At 60.2% G+C, this 16,841-nt stretch carries 15 protein-coding genes and 1 tRNA gene; 10 read left to right on the top strand and 6 right to left on the bottom strand.

Annotated features, from left to right (window positions below):
* Positions 1–38 precede the first annotated feature (38 nt).
* A complete protein-coding gene (locus tag ACR3E0_RS16975; RefSeq protein WP_480481077.1) occupies positions 39–1,289 on the top strand; it encodes an NAD(P)/FAD-dependent oxidoreductase in 1,251 nt (416 codons plus the stop codon).
* Positions 1,290–1,293: 4 nt separating this feature from the next.
* Here ACR3E0_RS16975 and ACR3E0_RS16970 read toward each other — a convergent pair whose 3' ends face one another.
* The gene (locus ACR3E0_RS16970; RefSeq protein WP_480480023.1) at positions 1,294–1,998 is read right to left on the bottom strand and encodes an SDR family oxidoreductase; all 705 of its coding nucleotides are present in this window, start codon (positions 1,996–1,998) and stop codon (positions 1,294–1,296) included.
* A gap of 49 nt (positions 1,999–2,047) precedes the next feature.
* On the opposite strand from ACR3E0_RS16970, the gene ACR3E0_RS16965 reads away from it, so the two are divergent.
* Positions 2,048–2,953, top strand: a complete 906-nt coding sequence (locus ACR3E0_RS16965) for a LysR substrate-binding domain-containing protein (protein ID WP_480480022.1) — start codon at positions 2,048–2,050, stop codon at positions 2,951–2,953.
* On the opposite strand, the gene ACR3E0_RS16960 is transcribed toward ACR3E0_RS16965, so the two are convergent.
* Positions 2,950–3,846, bottom strand: a complete 897-nt coding sequence (locus ACR3E0_RS16960) for a LysR family transcriptional regulator (RefSeq protein WP_480480021.1) — start codon at positions 3,844–3,846, stop codon at positions 2,950–2,952. The genes ACR3E0_RS16965 and ACR3E0_RS16960 overlap by 4 nt on opposite strands.
* Before the next feature lie 75 nt (positions 3,847–3,921).
* Here ACR3E0_RS16960 and ACR3E0_RS16955 point away from each other — a divergent pair, with 75 nt between their 5' ends.
* The 5 genes from ACR3E0_RS16955 to ACR3E0_RS16935 all read left to right on the top strand — a co-directional run bounded on the left by ACR3E0_RS16955 (position 3,922) and on the right by ACR3E0_RS16935 (position 11,096).
* Positions 3,922–7,134: a reductive dehalogenase gene (locus ACR3E0_RS16955; protein ID WP_480480020.1), complete on the top strand. Its 3,213-nt coding sequence runs from the start codon at positions 3,922–3,924 to the stop codon at positions 7,132–7,134.
* Between the two features lie 126 nt (positions 7,135–7,260).
* Entirely contained in the window at positions 7,261–8,127 is an 867-nt protein-coding gene (locus ACR3E0_RS16950) for an FAD binding domain-containing protein (protein ID WP_480480019.1), read from the top strand.
* Complete coding sequence (locus tag ACR3E0_RS16945; protein ID WP_480480018.1) at positions 8,124–8,603, top strand: (2Fe-2S)-binding protein; 480 nt, start codon at positions 8,124–8,126, stop codon at positions 8,601–8,603. The genes ACR3E0_RS16950 and ACR3E0_RS16945 overlap by 4 nt, the downstream gene beginning before the upstream one ends.
* Entirely contained in the window at positions 8,603–10,858 is a 2,256-nt protein-coding gene (locus tag ACR3E0_RS16940) for a xanthine dehydrogenase family protein molybdopterin-binding subunit (protein WP_480480017.1), read from the top strand. The genes ACR3E0_RS16945 and ACR3E0_RS16940 overlap by 1 nt, the downstream gene beginning before the upstream one ends.
* Entirely contained in the window at positions 10,851–11,096 is a 246-nt protein-coding gene (locus ACR3E0_RS16935) for a MoaD/ThiS family protein (RefSeq protein WP_480480016.1), read from the top strand. The genes ACR3E0_RS16940 and ACR3E0_RS16935 overlap by 8 nt, the downstream gene beginning before the upstream one ends.
* Here ACR3E0_RS16935 and ACR3E0_RS16930 read toward each other — a convergent pair.
* Positions 11,093–11,797: a lysophospholipid acyltransferase family protein gene (locus tag ACR3E0_RS16930; protein ID WP_480480015.1), complete on the bottom strand. Its 705-nt coding sequence runs from the start codon at positions 11,795–11,797 to the stop codon at positions 11,093–11,095. The genes ACR3E0_RS16935 and ACR3E0_RS16930 overlap by 4 nt on opposite strands.
* A 143-nt stretch (positions 11,798–11,940) precedes the next feature.
* Between ACR3E0_RS16930 and ACR3E0_RS16925 the strand changes: the two genes are divergently transcribed.
* Positions 11,941–12,016: transfer RNA gene (locus tag ACR3E0_RS16925), tRNA-Trp, on the top strand.
* A gap of 123 nt (positions 12,017–12,139) precedes the next feature.
* Positions 12,140–13,276 carry an LPS export ABC transporter permease LptF gene (gene lptF, locus ACR3E0_RS16920; protein ID WP_480480014.1) on the top strand — a complete coding sequence of 379 codons (1,137 nt, stop codon included), beginning with the start codon at positions 12,140–12,142 and terminating at the stop codon, positions 13,274–13,276.
* Positions 13,277–13,278: 2 nt separating this feature from the next.
* Here the strand turns inward: lptF and ACR3E0_RS16915 are convergent, their stop codons facing one another.
* Positions 13,279–14,112: a LysR family transcriptional regulator gene (locus tag ACR3E0_RS16915; RefSeq protein ID WP_480480013.1), complete on the bottom strand. Its 834-nt coding sequence runs from the start codon at positions 14,110–14,112 to the stop codon at positions 13,279–13,281.
* Positions 14,113–14,212: 100 nt separating this feature from the next.
* Between ACR3E0_RS16915 and ACR3E0_RS16910 the strand changes: the two genes are divergently transcribed.
* Positions 14,213–14,803, top strand: coding sequence for an HD domain-containing protein (locus ACR3E0_RS16910; protein ID WP_480480012.1), 591 nt, complete (start codon positions 14,213–14,215; stop codon positions 14,801–14,803).
* Here ACR3E0_RS16910 and speB read toward each other — a convergent pair.
* Complete coding sequence (speB, locus tag ACR3E0_RS16905) at positions 14,800–15,642, bottom strand: agmatinase (protein WP_480480011.1); 843 nt, start codon at positions 15,640–15,642, stop codon at positions 14,800–14,802. The two genes, ACR3E0_RS16910 and speB, sit on opposite strands and share 4 nt — an antisense overlap.
* The gene (gene nspC, locus ACR3E0_RS16900) at positions 15,639–16,808 is read right to left on the bottom strand and encodes a carboxynorspermidine decarboxylase (protein WP_480480010.1); all 1,170 of its coding nucleotides are present in this window, start codon (positions 16,806–16,808) and stop codon (positions 15,639–15,641) included. Before nspC ends, speB begins: the two co-directional genes overlap by 4 nt.
* Positions 16,809–16,841: the final 33 nt, after the last annotated feature.

The following is a 16,841-nucleotide window of genomic DNA, read 5'->3' as shown; positions in this document are numbered from 1 at the left end:
ACATCTTGAGGCTCAATGTGACCCATCCCGAACATGCCATGTGGCGCGAGACCTGTCGCGAAACGATAAACGCGCCGCCGCTGACCAACGATCTAACGGTTGACCTCGCCGTTATTGGTGGAGGGTACACGGGCTGCTCCGCCGCGCTGACGGCGGCGCAAGCCGGGGCATCGGTTTGTCTGCTTGAGTCACAGGACATCGGACATGGCGGCTCGGGGCGCAATGTCGGGTTGGTCAATGCCGGACTCTGGCTGCCGCCCAACGACATTCGATCTCATATCGGGCGTGAGGTCGGCGACCGCCTGATTAATCTGCTGGCGCACGCCCCCACAGATGTCTTCAACTTGATCGATGCGCATGGGATTGACTGCGAACCGGTCAGAAATGGCACGCTTCATTGCGCGCATTCTGCCGCCGGGTTTCGGGATTTGCAGACACGCCATGCGCAGTTGAGTGCGTCCGGCGCACCGGTGGAACTGTTGTCTGCGGAAGGTGCGCAGGCCCGAACCGGCAGCAGTGCCTTTCATGGGGCGCTGTTTGACCCGCGCGCCGGAACCATTCAGCCTTTGGCTTATGTGGTTGGGCTGGCGCGCGCGGCGACCGAGGCCGGGGCCCAGGTTTTTGGTCAGAGCCCGGTGCAGGCCATGCAGCATCACAACAATGAATGGGTTCTGACCACACCCGGTGGCACCGTCCGTGCCAAGGCCGTTATCCAGGCCACGAACGCGTATCATCGGGGGCTGCAAGAGACCGCACCGGCCTATGTGCCGGTCTACTACTTCCAGTATGCGACTGCGCCGCTGTCACACAACCTGAGGGCCGGTATTCTGGACCATGGCGAAGGCTGCTGGGACACCGGCCTGATCATGACCTCGTTCCGGCTGGATCAGGACGGGCGGATGATCATCGGCGGTATGGGCGACCTTGCGCGCGCAGGTCGTGCAGCGCATGCGGGCTGGGTCAGGCGCAAGTTGGATGAACTTTACCCTCAGCTTGCAGACGAGCCGCTGGTGCACGGCTGGCATGGGCGCATCGCCATGACCTCGGACCATATCCCCAAGATCACCGAGTTTGGGCCCAAGGCCTTGTCGGTCCACGGGTTTTCCGGGCGTGGCATTGGCCCTGGAACGGTGTTCGGGCGCATGATGGCGGACAGTCTGCTGAATGATGATCACGCGCGACTGCCGGTGCCTCCGGTGTCGGAGCATCGCGAAAGCTGGACAGGGCTGCGCCGCGCTTTCTTCGAAACAGGCGCGGCGCTGACTCATGCCCTGAGGGCGCGGTTCTGACCTGTCAGACCGAGCGGGTGATGCCACCATCGACGCGGATGTTTTGCCCGGTGATGTATCCGCCGCCTTTGGACGCCAGCAAGGACACGACCGACGCAATTTCGTCATAGCTGCGCCCATAGCGGCCCATGGGAATGCGGGACCGGAATTCCTCTTTCTCCGGCAGGCTGTCGATAAAACCGGGCAAGACATTGTTCATCCGTATGTTCTCGGCTGCATACCGATCAGAGAACAGCTTGGTGAACGCCGCCAGGCCGGCCCGAAACACGCCTGAGGTGGGGAAAACCGGATCGGGTTCGAACGCGGCAAAGGTCGATATGTTGATGATCGACCCGCCACCCTGCGCCTGCATGATCGGTGTCACCAACCGGGTGGGGCGCACCGCGTTCATAAAGTACACATCCATGCCGGTGTGCCAGTCTTCGTCCGTCAGTTCCAGAACCTCCGCGCGCGGCCCGTGACCCGCCGAGTTGACCAGCACGTCGACCCTTCCCCAATGCGCCATCGCGGCATCCACCAGTTTCTGCAGATCGTCATTGGACTGGTTCGATCCCGTTATGCCAACACCACCCAATTCGCGTGCGAGCGCCTCGCCCTTGCCGGATGAGGACAACACGCCAAGCTTGAATCCATCGGCAGCCAGTCGGCGGGCCGCATCTGCGCCCATGCCGCTGCCACCCGCTGTAATCAGGGCCACTTTTTCGGTCATTACATGCTCCATTTCCAGTTTGCCCAAAGGATGCGGTAAGGCGTCTAGTTTGACCAATCAGTTCTTCTGCTCTAAGCCTGTAGGAAATCTACTGTGTATCGACATGCCAGCCTTGCCGCCTCTGAATGCCTTGCGCGCCTTTGAAGCCTCGGCCAGAAATCTGAATTTTCGTCTTGCCGCCGCAGAGCTTGGCGTCACACAGGGTGCTGTCGCGCAGCAGGTGCGCGGGCTTGAGGCGCGGCTGGGCGAGCAATTGTTCGACCGCATGCCGCGCGGTCTGCGACTGACCGAGGCGGGGCGGCGCTTTCAGGCGCCTTTGAAACGGGCTTTTCGTCTCATCGAAACAGCAGTTGCCGATTTGACCGCCCACAGCCAGATTACGATTTCTGTCACACCGAGTTTTGCATCCAAATGGCTGGTTCCAAGACTGCCCGGCTTCACATCCCGGTATCCGGACATTCAGGTTCAGGTGGACGGGCGCGAAAAACTGGCAGATTTTGCCAATGACGGCGTCGACATTGCCGTTCGCCACAGCCGCGATCCGGTGACCAAGGACGTGGATGCCGTGCCTTTGTTTTCGACGGAATTGGTGGTCGTTTGTGCCCCGGACCTTTCGCAACAGGTTTCAAATGTTTCGGATCTGATGCAGCAGGTCCTTCTCAGCGATTCCCACGGGCTTTGGCCTTTGTTTTTTGAACATGCGGGTGCAGGCGGTAAGCCCCGCACCATGACGTTCAACCAAACCAGCCTGGCCATTGATGCCGCTGTCTCGGGTCAGGGGTTCGCGCTTGCCCACGCACCGCTCGTCGCGTCGGAACTGGCATCCGGACGATTGGTCAGACCGCTGGAACAGGTTTTGGAGGACGAGCTTGGATTTTACATCGTGACACCCAAAAGGCCGCGCAGGCCTGAACTGGTGGCGAAGATGCGGGACTGGCTGCTGTCCCAGACCTAAAGCGCGGACGCGATGTCCTCGATCCGGGCCCTCAACCAACGATGCGCGGGATCGTTGGCGGAACGCTGATGCCAGACCATGTAGATGGAAACCGGTTCACAGTCGAACGGCAGCGGAGCGCAGTCGAGTGTCGCCAGCGGCCCGTCTTTCATGAGCAGCGTGTCCGTCGAAATCAGGGTGCTGCCTTTGATGAACGAGGGGATCGCGTTGAAATGCGGCAACGTCACCGTCGGTGGGCGAATCCGAGTCTGATCGACGCCGCGCATCACGGCCCTTGCGTTGCGGCCGTCGGGGAAGCGCACCTCGACATGCTCGCTTGCGCAATAGGCTTGCCAGTTGTCCGGGGGCGTGCGCATGGCCGCATCGTAGAACACCATAAGCGGACTGGTGAGTAATCTTTTCTGAAAGATATCCGGCCCGTCGGGGGGTAGGGGCGTCAGCATCAGTTGACACCGGTCGCTGCGCAATAGCTCGCGATCAGGGACCCCCGACGGGATAAACTCCAGCTGCAGCCGAACCCCTTCGGCGCGCGTTGCGCGCAACAGTTCGGGAAAGATCAACTCTCGCGGCATGTCATTCGTGGCAATCCGGATTGTGATCTCTTCGGCCATCGGGTCAAACGGGCGCTCCTCGGTCAGCGCTCGCATCCTGTCCAGAACCCCCTGCACGGGCTCTTTCAGGGCCAAGGCACGTTCCGTCGGGGTCAGGCCCTGTCCCGACCTGACAAACAACGGATCGCCCAGAACCTGCCGCAGCTTGGCCAGCGTGTGGCTGATGGCCGATTGTGTGACACCCAATCGGTCGGCCGCCTTTGAGACAGAGCTTTCTTCGAGGATGGTCAGGAATGTGCGCAGCACTTTTCCATCCAGGTCGGTAAAATCAATTTTGCTCATGCCATCTATGATTATTCATGAATGGTTTTGCTGTCCACCGTGGGCTAGGTGATCAGTTAGGACAGGAGGCGCGCAATGGGGATCCGCTTTTTCTCGGACAAGAACCGGCCCGTTCATATGGGGCCGTACCCTTTGGAGCGTTTGGCCCGGCAGGACCTTGTACTCGACTTGTCGATGGTACCCCCGGACCCCGAACTCAGCTTTCATCGCCCGGAGCAGCCGGAAAGCATCGTCAATGCCATGGGCGAGTTTCAGGCCATGCTGGACACCATCCGGGATGGTATCGTGAACCCGGCGATTGCGGATATCCCGGCAGACCCGAAAACTCGCGCGGATCACCTCAAAGCCTTCGGCTATTTCAACGACGCGTCGATGATGGGCTGTGGGCCGCTTCCACCCTCGGCCCTTTTGAACCAGCCGCGTCGCAACCCGGATATTGATCGGCTAGCCCACGCCTTGCGCACACGTCAGACAAAGACGCTGGCGTCGGGGATCGATGTTATCATGGCCGATCTGAAAGACAGTATGGAGGCCGCCCCGAGGCCGTTGGACACGCATCAACACGCAATCGTTTTCCTCTACGAACACAACCGTGACCCAGGGCCCGGGGAACCGGGTGCCGACTGGATCACGAATGCCCAAGATCATCGTGCCTGTTTGCTGGCCACCGAAAACGCCGTTGTGATCGCCAACTACATTCGCCTGTTGGGTTTTGACGCGCGCGCGCATTCGGCGATGTCCTCGGATGTTGATTTGGGGAGATTGGCGGTCGCTGCCGGTTTAGCCTCGGTCGAGGATGGGGACCTTGTCGCCCCTTGGTTGGGCAAGCGGTTTGGTTTGGCGGTGGTCACCACCGAAATGGAGATTGCGCATGATCGGCCGTTGCAACCGATGGCGCAACAACACTGGTTCCGGACCAAAGGCCCCGCGTGGTGGCTGGGAACCGGGTTCGCCAAAAACGCGCTGAACCGTGACCCCTATGCCAAGCGGCGCTACGTGGACGGTGCGCACCCGTTTGAAAAGCTCAGGCGCGTGGACGATCCGACCACATACATCGATGAAGAGAACGTGGCCCGCGTGCCCAAACGCGCCGACATGTTTGCCCGCGCCCAGTTCGGCGATATGGGCAAACCCCTGCAGGATGCGGCCAAAGGCGGGTATTACGTCCGCAAATCGGCGCCAAGCTTCGCGCAACGCCGTGCCCTGGGTGCATTTGTTCTGCTGCAGAACGGGGACAGCGCTGATACTGCCAATCCCACAGACGCCAAGCGTAATGCAGAGAACATCAAGGCGGCCAGCTACTTCCTCGGTGTCGACGCCGTGGGGCTGAGCCGTTGCCCGGACTGGACCTGGTATTCGCACGACGCGACCGGCGAAGAGATTGATCCCCCTCACGATCAGGCGGTCAGCATGATCATCGATCAGGGGTATGAAACCATGGAAGGCGCCAGCGGAGACGACTGGATCAGCGTCGCGCAATCCATGCGCGCCTACCTTCGATTCTCTCTGTTGGGCGGTGTCATTGCACAGCAAATCCGCAACCTCGGCTATAAGGCCAAGGCGCACACGGTTATGGATGGCGAAGTGCTGCAACCACCGCTGCTGCTGCTATCGGGGTTGGGCGAGGTCAGCCGGATTGGCGAGGTCATCCTGAACCCCTATCTCGGCCCGCGCCTGAAATCCGGCGTGGTGACGACCGACATGCCGATGGCACATGACAAGCCCATAGATTTCGGCCTGCAAAGCTTTTGCGAAAGCTGCAACAAATGCGCGCGGGAATGCCCCTCGGGCGCCATCACAGCCGGGCCAAAGCTGATGTTCAACGGCTATGAAATCTGGAAATCCGACAGCCAGAAATGCGCAACCTACCGGATCACGACGCCTGGTGGGTCCATGTGCGGGCGGTGCATGAAGACATGCCCGTGGAACCTCGAAGGGATCTTCAAGGAACGCCCCTTTCGCTGGGCGGCAATGAACCTGCCGCAAGCCGCACCTGCGCTGGCTAAACTGGACGATGCTGTCGGCAATGGCGGTTTGAACGACGTCAAGAAATGGTGGTGGGATATCGAATTGCAGGAGGATGGGTCTTACCGTCCCTCGGTTCATCCATTGAACCGCAGGGGTCTGCAGCGGGATCTGGACCTGAAATACGGGGATCAGACGCTTGCCGTTTACCCGGCCTATCTTGCCCCCCATCCTTGGCCTTACCCGTTTGCGATGGACCGTGAAGCCGGGATCGCGGCGTATCAAGCGATGGTCACGGCAGATGAATACAAAGCGCGAAAGGCGGCTGGCGATATGTCGGTGGTCCATCGGTATCAGATCGCCGGGGACGCGCCGGTGATGCGAGTTGAGCTGACCAAGGTCGACAAGATGACCGCAGACGTGACCAAATACGAGTTTTCGGCGATGGATGGCGCGCCGTTGCCGGACTGGACCGCGGGATCGCATCTCGACGTTCTGGTCGCGCCGGAGTTCTTGCGGCAATACTCCATGTCCGGCGATCCTGCGGACCGATCCTCCTATCAGATCGGTGTCCTGCGCGAGGATGAGGGACGCGGCGGATCGGCGTTGCTTCACCGTATTTTTACCGAGGGCCGCAAGGTCTTTGTATCGAACCCGATTAATCATTTTGAGTTGGATGAGACGGCAACGAAGACGTTCCTGATGGGCGGCGGCATCGGGATCACCCCCATGATCGCCTTTGCCCATCGGCTGCACGCGCTGGGCCGGGACTTCGTTCTGCACTACTCGGCCAGCACGCGCCAAGGGGCCGGCTACATACACGATCTGGCGGCTATGCCATGGGCGGACCATGTGCACTATCATTTTTCGGACGAAGGCACGCGCGCCGAGTTCGACGAGATTCTGAACGGCTATGAGGACGGATGGCATGTCTACACTTGCGGGCCGGATCGGTACATGGACGGCGTCATTCAGTCGGCCGAGAAACAAGGCTTTCCCGAAGAGGCGCGGCATCTGGAGTATTTCTCGGTCCCTGAACAGCCCGAGTTTGAAAACCACCCCTTCACCTTGAGGCTGGCGCGGTCGGGACGAGAGCTGTTGGTGCCTGCGGAAAAGGACGCGGCCCAGGTGCTGAACGAAGCGGGCATTCACGTGGATGTGAAATGCTCGGACGGCATATGTGGGGTGTGTAAATGCGCCGTCATCTCGGGTGAAATCGAGCATCGGGATTTCGTTTTGTCCAGGAAACAACGCGAAGGTTCGATGATCCTGTGCCAGAGCCGCGCTGCGGATCCTGACGGCGTCATCGAGATTGATCTCTGACACAGCACAGAAGCGACATTGCTATGCGCAAAAATAGGTCGCTCCAGCCATGGACGCGGGCAGGTGGCTGCACTAACGTCCATCCGGAGCCCAGTGAACCCTGATCAACAGGCGCGAGGTAAATTCATGGATTATCACAGCCCTGCCAGTTTTGCCGAAGCGTCGGCTCTGGCCGCAAATGCGACGGGTACCACACGATTTCTGGCTGGCGGCACCGATGTTCTGGTCCAGCTGCGCTCGGAAATGGTGACACCAGATACGCTGATAGACATCAAGAAAATCAACGGTGTAAACGACATAACGCGCAATCCGGACGGCAGCTGGACGCTGGGCGTCGCAACAACCGGTGCCGAGATGAGCGAACATGCCGAACTGGCACAAGACTGGCCGGGTCTTGTCGAGGCGATGGACCTGATTGGCTCGACGCAGGTACAGGGTCGGGCAACGCTGGCCGGCAACCTGTGCAACGGTTCGCCGGCGGCTGATTCCGTGCCCGCCATGATGGCCGCAGGCGTGACTCTGACCGTGACCGGTCCCCATGGAACACGTACCGTTGCGGTCGAGGATATTCCGACCGGTCCGGGCAAGACGTCTCTGGGCAAAGGCGACGTGATTTCGGCGGTGAACATCCCGGCGCGTGGCAAAAACGGCGGCGACGCCTATCTGCGCTTTATACCGCGCACCGAGATGGACATTGCGGTTGTCGGCGCCGGTGTCAGCTTGCGCTTGGATGGGGACACGGTTGCCGAGGCGCGTGTCTCGCTGGGCGCTGTCGCACCGACCGTGTTGCTGGTCGAAGAGTGCGCCCGGGCGATCATCGGCTCCACGCTTGATGATGCCGCACTTGACGCTCTGGCGTCGGCGGCGTCGGTTGCGTGCAACCCGATTGATGACAAGCGGGGCACAATAGAATTTCGCACCGAGGTGGCCGGCGTTCTGGCCAAGCGTGCGGCAAAAATAGCCTATGCCAGGGCAAAGGGAGAAACAGCATGAGCAAGCTCCACGTTTCCACTCAGGTGAACGGCGACACGGTGGATTTTCTGTGCGATCCGCGCGAAACCCTGCTGGATTGCCTGCGGGACAGGCTGAACCTGACCGGCGCCAAGGAAGGTTGCGGCACGGGCGATTGCGGGGCCTGCTCGGTCACGGTTGATGGGCGTCTGGTCTGCTCCTGCCTCATGTTGGGCGTCGAAGCGGACGGCAAGCGAATCGAAACCGTAGAGGGCATCGCCGATGGCGATGTTCTGCACCCGCTGCAGAAGAAGTTCATCGAATACGCCGCGCTCCAATGCGGCATCTGCACCCCGGGGATTCTGGTGGCGGCCAAAGCGTTGCTGGAAAAGAACCCGGACCCGACCGAGGAAGAAACACGCTACTGGCTGGCGGGCAATCTGTGCCGCTGTACCGGTTATGACAAGATCATTCGCGCCGTGATGGATACGGCGGCTGAGCTGCGGGAGGCTTCGTAATGGCGCTCGACGATCGTAAGTCTGTATTCAATTTTGTTGGCACGCGCCCCGACCGTCCCGACGGGCTGGACAAGGTGACGGGACGCGCAAAATTCGGTGCCGATGTGACCGCGCCGGGTATGCTGCATGGGGCCATTCTACGCTCGCCACATGCCCATGCACGGATTGTGAAAATCGACGCCTCAAAAGCCGAGGCGCATAAGGACGTCAAGGCGGTGGTCACGCGCGCTGATTTCGCCGAGGTTCCGTTCAAGCCTGGCCTTGAGGGTGAATTCTGGAATGTGCTGGAAAACGTCATGGCCGGCGACAAGGCCCTGTATGACGGGCACGCGGTCGCGGCTGTTGCGGCGACCTCAGCCTTGTCGGCGCGCGATGCGCTGAAACTGATCGAGGTGGAGTACGAAGTGCTGCCCCATGTCACAGACGTCGACAAGGCGATGGCGGCAGACGCGCCGGTCATTCGCGAAGGGGCGGCGGACTATTCCGTGCCCGAAGGCATGCACCCCAATGTTGTACGCTATCACGAAAGCGGCCACGGGGATGTCGAGGCGGGGTTTGCCGAGGCAGATCTGGTCATCGAAGACAGCTTTGTGACCGAAGCGACCCATCAGGGCTATATCGAACCCCATGCCTGTCTGGGTATGTTGGGCAATGACGGCAAGGGTGAGCTGTGGTGTACGACGCAGGGCCACTGGATCGCGCAAAAAACCTGTGCGGCGCTGCTGGGCATCGAAACCTCGCAACTGCGCGTGACGGCCTCGGAAATCGGCGGCGGCTTTGGTGGCAAGACCACCGTCTTCATCGAACCGGTTGCGCTGGCGCTCAGCCGCAAGGCCAACCGTCCGGTCAAGATCGTGATGAGCCGGTCCGAGGTTTTCAGGGCAACCGGTCCGACATCCTCGGCCTCGATGGACATCAAGATCGGGATGAAAAAAGACGGCACCATTTCCGCAGCTCAGGGTGTGTTCCGCCTGCAGGGCGGGGCTTTCCCGGGTGCTCCGGGAGACATGACCGCGATGTGCGCCTTTGCGCCCTATAATCTCACCAACGTGCATCAGGTCGGGTATGACGTCATGGCCAATCGGCCGAAGCAGGCGGCCTATCGCGCCCCGGGTGCACCGATGGGGGCGTTTGCGGTCGAATCCGTTATAGACGAGTTGTGCAACAAGCTGGGCCTTGACCCGATCGACGTGCGGCTGAAAAACGCGGCACATGAGGGGACCAAGGCCAGCTATGGCCCGACCTATGAAAGGATCGGCCTGGTCGAAACGCTGGAGGCCGCGAAGGCGCATCCGCATTACTCGGCCCCTCTCGAACCGGGGCAGGGGCGCGGCATTTCCTGCGGCTTCTGGTTTAACCACGGCGGCGAGACGTCGGTTTCGCTGGCCCTGTCCGAAGACGGTTCCGCACAGTTGATGGTCGGTACGCCCGACATCGGTGGGTCGCGGGCGTCCATGGCGCTGATGGCCGCCGAAGTTCTGGGCATTCCCTACGAAAACATCCGTGTCACCATCGCCGACACCGCAACGCTGGGCTACAATGACGTCAGCCACGGCTCTCGCGTGACCTATGCCAGCGGTCTGGCCACGATCAAGGCGGCACGGCATGCAGTTGAGAAACTGTGCGGACGGGCAGCCGCGAAATGGGGCATCCCGGTCGATGCGGTGAAATGGGAAAACGGTTGTGCCGTGCCTTCCGGTCCAAATGCCGGTGACTTTGATCCGATACCGCTGGCGGACATCACCGCCGACATGGGCGCAACCGGTGGGCCGATCTCGGGCCATTTCGAAGCGACACCCGAGGGCGCAGGCGTCTCATTCGGCACGCATATCGTCGATGCCGAGGTCGATCCGGAAACCGGTAAGACCAGCGTCACGCGATACACCGTGATTCAGGACGCAGGCAAGGCGATTCACCCGACCTACGTGGAAGGCCAGTATCAGGGGGGCGCCGCGCAAGGCATCGGCTGGGCGCTGAACGAGGAATATATATATGGAGAGGATGGGCGTCTGCAGAACTCGATCTTCCTCGACTACCGCATCCCCGTTGCCAGTGACCTGCCCATGATCGATACGGTGATTGTCGAAGTCCCGAACCCCGGCCACCCGTTTGGGGTGCGCGGTGTCGGCGAAACCGGCATTGTGCCTCCACTGGCCGCCATCGCCAACGCGGTTTCAAACGCGGCGGGTGTACGGATGAAGCAACTGCCGATGTCGCCCCCGCGCATTCTGGCCGCGTTGAAGGACAATGGTTGAGGTCCACCTCTGGTCCGGCCTCCGGTCTTTGACCGGGGGCCTTCAGGTGGTGGAGGTTCGGGCCAACACCACCGGGGAACTGCTCAGGGAACTGGTGCGAGCCCATCCGCAACTGCAGGGCCCGATTGATGCGGGTGTCTCGATTGCCATCAACGGGCGCGTGATCGCCAGCGGGTTGACGGAACCGATTCCCGAAGGCAGTGAAGTCTACCTCATGCAGCGGCTGAGGGGCGGTTAGGCGTCGGGTGCCCACGGTGCGCGCCCGACCATGCGGTCAGCCTCGGCCGTGATATCATTCATGTGGGTCTCAAGACTTTGCCGCAAGACCTCGATCTGTTCCTCACTGGCCTTGCGCGGCACGGTGTCCGTCCACTCCCGGCACAAAAAGACGCCTTCGTTGCGCCAGGGCCGTGGCATCAGCAAACGATCCCAGGTGCCTGCTTCGCGACCATACCGCGTGGAATAGGTGATACCGAAGACCCGTTTCCCGGATGATCGGGCCCAGATCAAGGGGACGGTTGACGACACACGTTCCGGACCGCGGGGACCGTCGGCGGCAATCCCGATTGAGATGCCTTGCTTCATCTTGCCCAGCACTTCGCGGGACAAGGCGACATGGCGCTTGTGGCTGGACATGGCGATCGTGTCCATCCCGAAGAGTTGTTGCACGCGCCCGACCATGCTGCCTGCCCGCGCGGCCGACGTAATCGAGCATATGCGCCCCTTGTCCAATGGAAAGAAATAGGGCGATTGTGCGAGTCGTTGATGCCATAACACAACAATGACCGGTTCGGCCTGCTCTGCCAGCTTGTCCAGTTCTTCATACCCGATGCGTTGCCACCGCGTATTGCGATGAACCATGCGGATATAGCCCGCAATCCGCCGTGCAGCCCAGTTCAGGACGGCTTCGCTATTGGCAATGTTTTGACGGAGGCCCAAAGCCGCTGTCCTTCTGTTGACCAAAGTTTGTCTTAAAGAACTGCGCGCCACACGCAACTTGTTTGTCCCGTCGGGAACTGATTGAGATTGTGAAAAAGCCTCTTGAGTCCGCTGCGCGGCTGGCATATCTGGTGTCGCACCACAGGGGTATAGCTCAGTTGGTAGAGCGACGGTCTCCAAAACCGTAGGTCGCGGGTTCGAACCCTGCTGCCCCTGCCATTCCTCCCGAAAGCGGTTTTCAAAGTTGTCGCCGACACAGGAACGCCTGCCCCAATCCCGGTTTCTTCTGCCGTGGGAATAGCCTAGTGTCGCGGCAGGACAGAAACGTCTGAATGAGGATACATGTCGCGCTTTGATGGATACTTCCTGCGGCAATTGCTGGTGCTGTTTGGGTTTTTTACGCTGGTTCTGGTCGGCGTGTTCTGGATCACCCGTTCTGTCAGCCTGTTTGACCGGGTGATCAGTGGCGGCCAGTCCGCGATGGTGTTTCTTGAGTTCACGGCCCTGACCCTGCCGACGCTGATCCGGACCGTCATGCCCATGGCGGTCTTCGCTGCGGCTGTTTATGCGACCAACCGATTGAGCCGGGAAAGTGAGTTGACCGTGATGCTGGCCACCGGATCCAGCCCGTGGCGACTGGCCAGGTCGATCGTTCTGTTCGGGTTGGTGACCGGGTTGATGATGGCGATCATCAGTGTCTTTCTGCGCCCGGCTTCGGTTCAACAGTTAGAACTGCGTCAGGCCGAAGTTGCAGGGGACGTGACTGCGCAGTTGCTGAACGAAGGTGAGTTTCTGCACCCGGCGTCAAACGTGACGGTCTATATTGGCCGGATTGATCTGGACGGAACCCTGCACGAAGTGTTCGTGTCCGATCAGCGCGACCCGGAGAACTCGGTCAGCTATTCCAGTGCCACGGCTTATCTCGTCAACAACGGCACCGGCATCCATCTGGTTATGCTTGACGGGGTGGCATTGCGGCTGGATGAAGAAGGCAAAACCCTGTCGTCCACCCTGTTTCAGGACGCGTCCTACGACATCTCTGAACTGACCAACACCGAGAGCCTGACCAAGCGCAGTCTCGAAGCCATCCCAACTGTCGAGCTGATTCAGGACCGCGCGGCCGTTGCCGCTGCGGACGGCTATTCCGAGGGGCAACTGGTTGAGGAATTGCACCAGCGGTTTTCCTGGGTCGCAATATGCATTGCCGTTGCGCTGGCGGGGTACTCCACCCTGATGCTGGGTAGTTTTTCACGGTTCGGCTTGTGGCCACAAATTCTTGGCGCGTTCACCATCCTGGTTCTCTTGGAGGGCGTTCGGGGCTTTGTTGCACCTGTGGTGATTGATCAACCAGCCTTGTGGATTCTGCTTTATCTGCCGGCAATCATGGGCGTTCTGATATCGGCCCTGTTCCTCGCCGTTGCCGGCCGTCCACTGGTGCGGCATCGAGGTCGAAGACAAGCATTGGCAGCGACCGGCTGACGTCAGCTGCGCAGGTCGGTCACGCACTTTACAACGTCGGCCGCGGTTGTACTGTCCGGTCGCGACACGACGTAAAGCGGCACAACCAAGTCTCGCGCTCCGGCCACCTCGACCAACGCACCTGCGGCCAGATCCTCGCCAACCAAATAAGTCGGGAAGTATCCGCGCCCGCCGCGCATGAGCACATAGCGCAACGCCATCATGCAATTGCCCAGAAAGATGGTTTGAGCCTTGGCCTGCCGCGCCGTAAACCGCACGTGGTCCTGATAGATGTCCCCCAGTTCCAGATTAACGAACACCGAGGCACCGTCCGTCTGGGGTTCTTCGGGTTTTTCGACCAGTACCAGTCGCTCCGCGGCAAGCTCGTGAAAAACAACGCGCCGGTCCGAAAGGGTTTCGTGTGTCAGTGCTACATCCAGGACATGGGTTGCGACGGCGTCAACGACATCCAGATCGTGGTCGTAGTTCAGTGTTAGCATCAGTTGGCCAAAGCGTTGTTCAAAACGCACGGCAATATCAACCAGCAACGGATCCCAGATGCTTAGTTGTGCCCCAAGACGCAGGGCGGGCCGATGCCGCGCCTGCGTCGGCAGGTCTTTTGAGGCAAAGGACCACAAGGACACCATCTGTTCGGCATAGGGTTTGAATTCGCGACCATAGTCCGTCAGGGCCGTTCCGCCGGCGCCGCGGGTGAACAATTGCTTGCCAGCTGCTTCTTCGATCAGACGAATTCGGGCACTGACCGCCGTTTGTGTGACGTTCAGCTTGCGGGCCGCCGCGTGAAATCCGCCCGTTTCAGCCACGCATAGAAAGGTTTCGATCGCCTTGAGTTGCATAGTGAAAGTATTTTTTCATCAGGTTGATAAAATCAATTTATTTTTTTGGAAGGCTAACGTGACTTACGCTGATCGGTAAAGCCAAGTCAAAGGACACACCATGCTGGACAAGAGCCACAAACCAACCTGGACCAGTTTTGAAGAGGCAACCAAAGCCGATTGGGATGCGGTCATGGAATATGAAGAGGCGTACAATGCCGCGCTTCCGGACCGAATTCTGGATGCCATCCGGTCTCTGGACGAGGACTGGACGCCCTATCCGGTCAACCGCTATCAGCATAGCCTGCAGGCGGCGACCCGCGCCTACGAGGATGGTGCGGATGAGGAACTGGTCGTCGCCGCCCTGATTCACGACACCGGCGATATTCTGTCGCCCTACAATCATGGCGAGTTGTCAGCCGCGATGATGAAACCCTATGTCAGTGAGCGCACGCATTGGATTCTCAAGCACCATTGCGTGTTTCAGGGGTATTACTACAACCACCACCTTGGCGGAGACCGCAACGCGCGCGACAAGTATCGCGACAGCCCGTATTGGGAGCATTGCCGCTATTTCTGCCACGAATATGATCAGAAGGCGTTTGATCCTGACTATCCAACCAAACCGCTGGAGTTTTTTGAGCCCATGCTGCGCCGTGTCCTGAGCAAGGGCGAGGGGCATATGGAGCTGAATGAAACGTCCGAGAATTAACAGGCCGCCATCAGGCGATAAACAATCTGGGCGGCGGTGAAGTCCCAGGCGGCATTGCCGTCGGGTGCCAGTTCGACCACGTCAAAGCCCACACATTTGCGATGTTGTAGGGCATGTTCGACCAGTCGCAGCGCCTGATAATAGCCCAGCCCGCCCGGGACAGGTGTGCCCGTCGCGGGCATCAGCGACGGGTCGAGGCCGTCCACATCGAAACTGACATAGACCAGATCGGGAAAGTCCTCCGGCAGGTCGACCGCATGGATATTGCCGGTGACCAGTTCCTCGGCATCCACATGAAAGACGTGATTGCTCAGACGGCTTTTGGCCTCTTCGACAGACAGAGCACGCACACCGAATTGCGCCAGACGGATACCTTCTTCGGCCAGAAGGTGCATGACCGAGGCATGGGAGTGTTTCTCGCCCTGATACGCGTTGCGCAGGTCCGCATGGGCGTCGATCTGAACGAGGCCGACCGGCTGCCCCAGCGCGCGGGTCACGCCCATTACGGCCCCGTAGGTCAGGGAATGCTCTCCGCCCAAAGTGACCGGCACTTGGCCGGCATGGATGGCGGTCTCGGTACGTCGGGCAAGACGCTCCATCACGTCCGGCAATGGCCCGTCGCACTCCAGTGGGTCTTCGGTGAAGATGCCTTGAACACATGGCTCGGCATGGCCGGTGATGCGTTCCAGCTCGTTGCTGGCTTCGATGATGGCCCGGGGGCCTTTGGCGGTGCCCGAACCGTAAGAAACTGTGCGCTCCAGCGGCACTGGGATCACGCGGAAGCGTGCGTTTTTGGTACGTTCGGATGCGGTCAGTTCGCTGTCGAGGAAAATGCTCATGAAAGACGGTCCTTGAAGTCGTCATAGCCGAACTGTTTGACGATGTTCAGCTCGTCTGTTTCGCTGTTCCACAGCGCGATGGTCGGCAGGGGAACACCGTTGAACGTGTTGGTCTTGACCATCGAGTAGTGTGCCTGATCGAGGAAGGCAAAGCGTTGGCCAACTTCAAGCGGCTGGTCCCACGTATAATCGCCGATCACGTCGCCTGCCAGGCAGGAGGGACCGCCAAGGCGGTAGGTGTGGCCCGCCTCGGCCTCGTCCAATAGGGCGGGGCGATAGGGGGCCTCGATCACGTCGGGCATATGACAGGTGGCCGAGATATCGGTGATCGCCAGGGTCATACCGTTGGTGGGCAGGTCGAGAATTTCGCCGACCAGAATGCCTGCGTCCAGTGCGACGGCCTCGCCGGGTTCGAGATAGATTTCGACATTGAACTCCGCGCGGATGGCTTTGACAAAGGCCACCAGCCCGTCGCGGTCATAGTCGTCGCGGGTGATATGGTGCCCGCCGCCGAAGTTCAGCCATTTGAGTTGGCCGAGGAAGGGGCGGAGTTTTGGCTCAACGGCGGCCCACGTGCGTTGTAGAGGTTCGAACCCCTGTTCGCAGAGCGTATGCATGTGCAGGCCGTCTACTCCGGTCAGAGTGGCCTCAGTGAGTTGGCTGACAGGTGTCCCGAGGCGCGAACACGGCGCACAGGGATCGTATTTTGAGACGTCGCCTTCGGAATGCTCCGGATTGATGCGCAGACCGACCTGAACACCCGCAGCTTGAGCCTTGGCGAGGAAGCGGTCTTTTTGCGCTGGAGAGTTGAAGATGATGTGATCAGACAGCGACAGGATCTCGCCCACGTCGGTGTCTTTGTAGCCCGCGCAAAAGGTGGCGACTTCGCCGCCGTATTCCTCACGACCCAGACGCGCCTCGTAGATACCGGACGCACAAGTGCCGCCAAGGTGCTGGCGGATCAGCGGGGCCAGCGAGAACATCGAAAACGCCTTGAGCGCACTGAGGACATGTGCGCCGGATCGGGCGCCGATATCGGAGAGGATTGTCAGGTTTCGCTCAACAGCCTTTTCGTCGACCACAAAGCATGGGGTGGGCACACGACTGAGATCGAAGTTACGGAAGGCCCCGGCGTCACCGGCCTGCGTGGTCATCATGTCGGACATAACCGGCGTCTCCGTTAGGTGGAGAGGCCGGGG

The organism is Ruegeria sp. AJ12, from assembly GCF_056536245.1.
The sequence above is the reverse complement of the archived record's forward strand: the minus strand, read 5'-3'. Positions and strand labels throughout refer to the sequence as shown.

Bases quoted from the DNA above. Each gene is read 5' to 3' on its own strand.
- ACR3E0_RS16975 (WP_480481077.1), top strand. From the start codon at position 39: ATGTGGCGCGAGACCTGTCGCGAAACGATAAACGCGCCGCCGCTGACC.
- ACR3E0_RS16970 (WP_480480023.1), bottom strand. From the start codon at position 1,998: ATGACCGAAAAAGTGGCCCTGATTACAGCGGGTGGCAGCGGCATGGGC.
- ACR3E0_RS16960 (WP_480480021.1), bottom strand. From the start codon at position 3,846: ATGAGCAAAATTGATTTTACCGACCTGGATGGAAAAGTGCTGCGCACA.
- ACR3E0_RS16955 (WP_480480020.1), top strand. From the start codon at position 3,922: ATGGGGATCCGCTTTTTCTCGGACAAGAACCGGCCCGTTCATATGGGG.
- ACR3E0_RS16950 (WP_480480019.1), top strand. From the start codon at position 7,261: ATGGATTATCACAGCCCTGCCAGTTTTGCCGAAGCGTCGGCTCTGGCC.
- ACR3E0_RS16945 (WP_480480018.1), top strand. From the start codon at position 8,124: ATGAGCAAGCTCCACGTTTCCACTCAGGTGAACGGCGACACGGTGGAT.
- ACR3E0_RS16940 (WP_480480017.1), top strand. From the start codon at position 8,603: ATGGCGCTCGACGATCGTAAGTCTGTATTCAATTTTGTTGGCACGCGC.
- ACR3E0_RS16935 (WP_480480016.1), top strand. From the start codon at position 10,851: ATGGTTGAGGTCCACCTCTGGTCCGGCCTCCGGTCTTTGACCGGGGGC.
- lptF (WP_480480014.1), top strand. From the start codon at position 12,140: ATGTCGCGCTTTGATGGATACTTCCTGCGGCAATTGCTGGTGCTGTTT.
- ACR3E0_RS16915 (WP_480480013.1), bottom strand. From the start codon at position 14,112: ATGCAACTCAAGGCGATCGAAACCTTTCTATGCGTGGCTGAAACGGGC.
- ACR3E0_RS16910 (WP_480480012.1), top strand. From the start codon at position 14,213: ATGCTGGACAAGAGCCACAAACCAACCTGGACCAGTTTTGAAGAGGCA.
- speB (WP_480480011.1), bottom strand. From the start codon at position 15,642: ATGAGCATTTTCCTCGACAGCGAACTGACCGCATCCGAACGTACCAAA.
- nspC (WP_480480010.1), bottom strand. From the start codon at position 16,808: ATGTCCGACATGATGACCACGCAGGCCGGTGACGCCGGGGCCTTCCGT.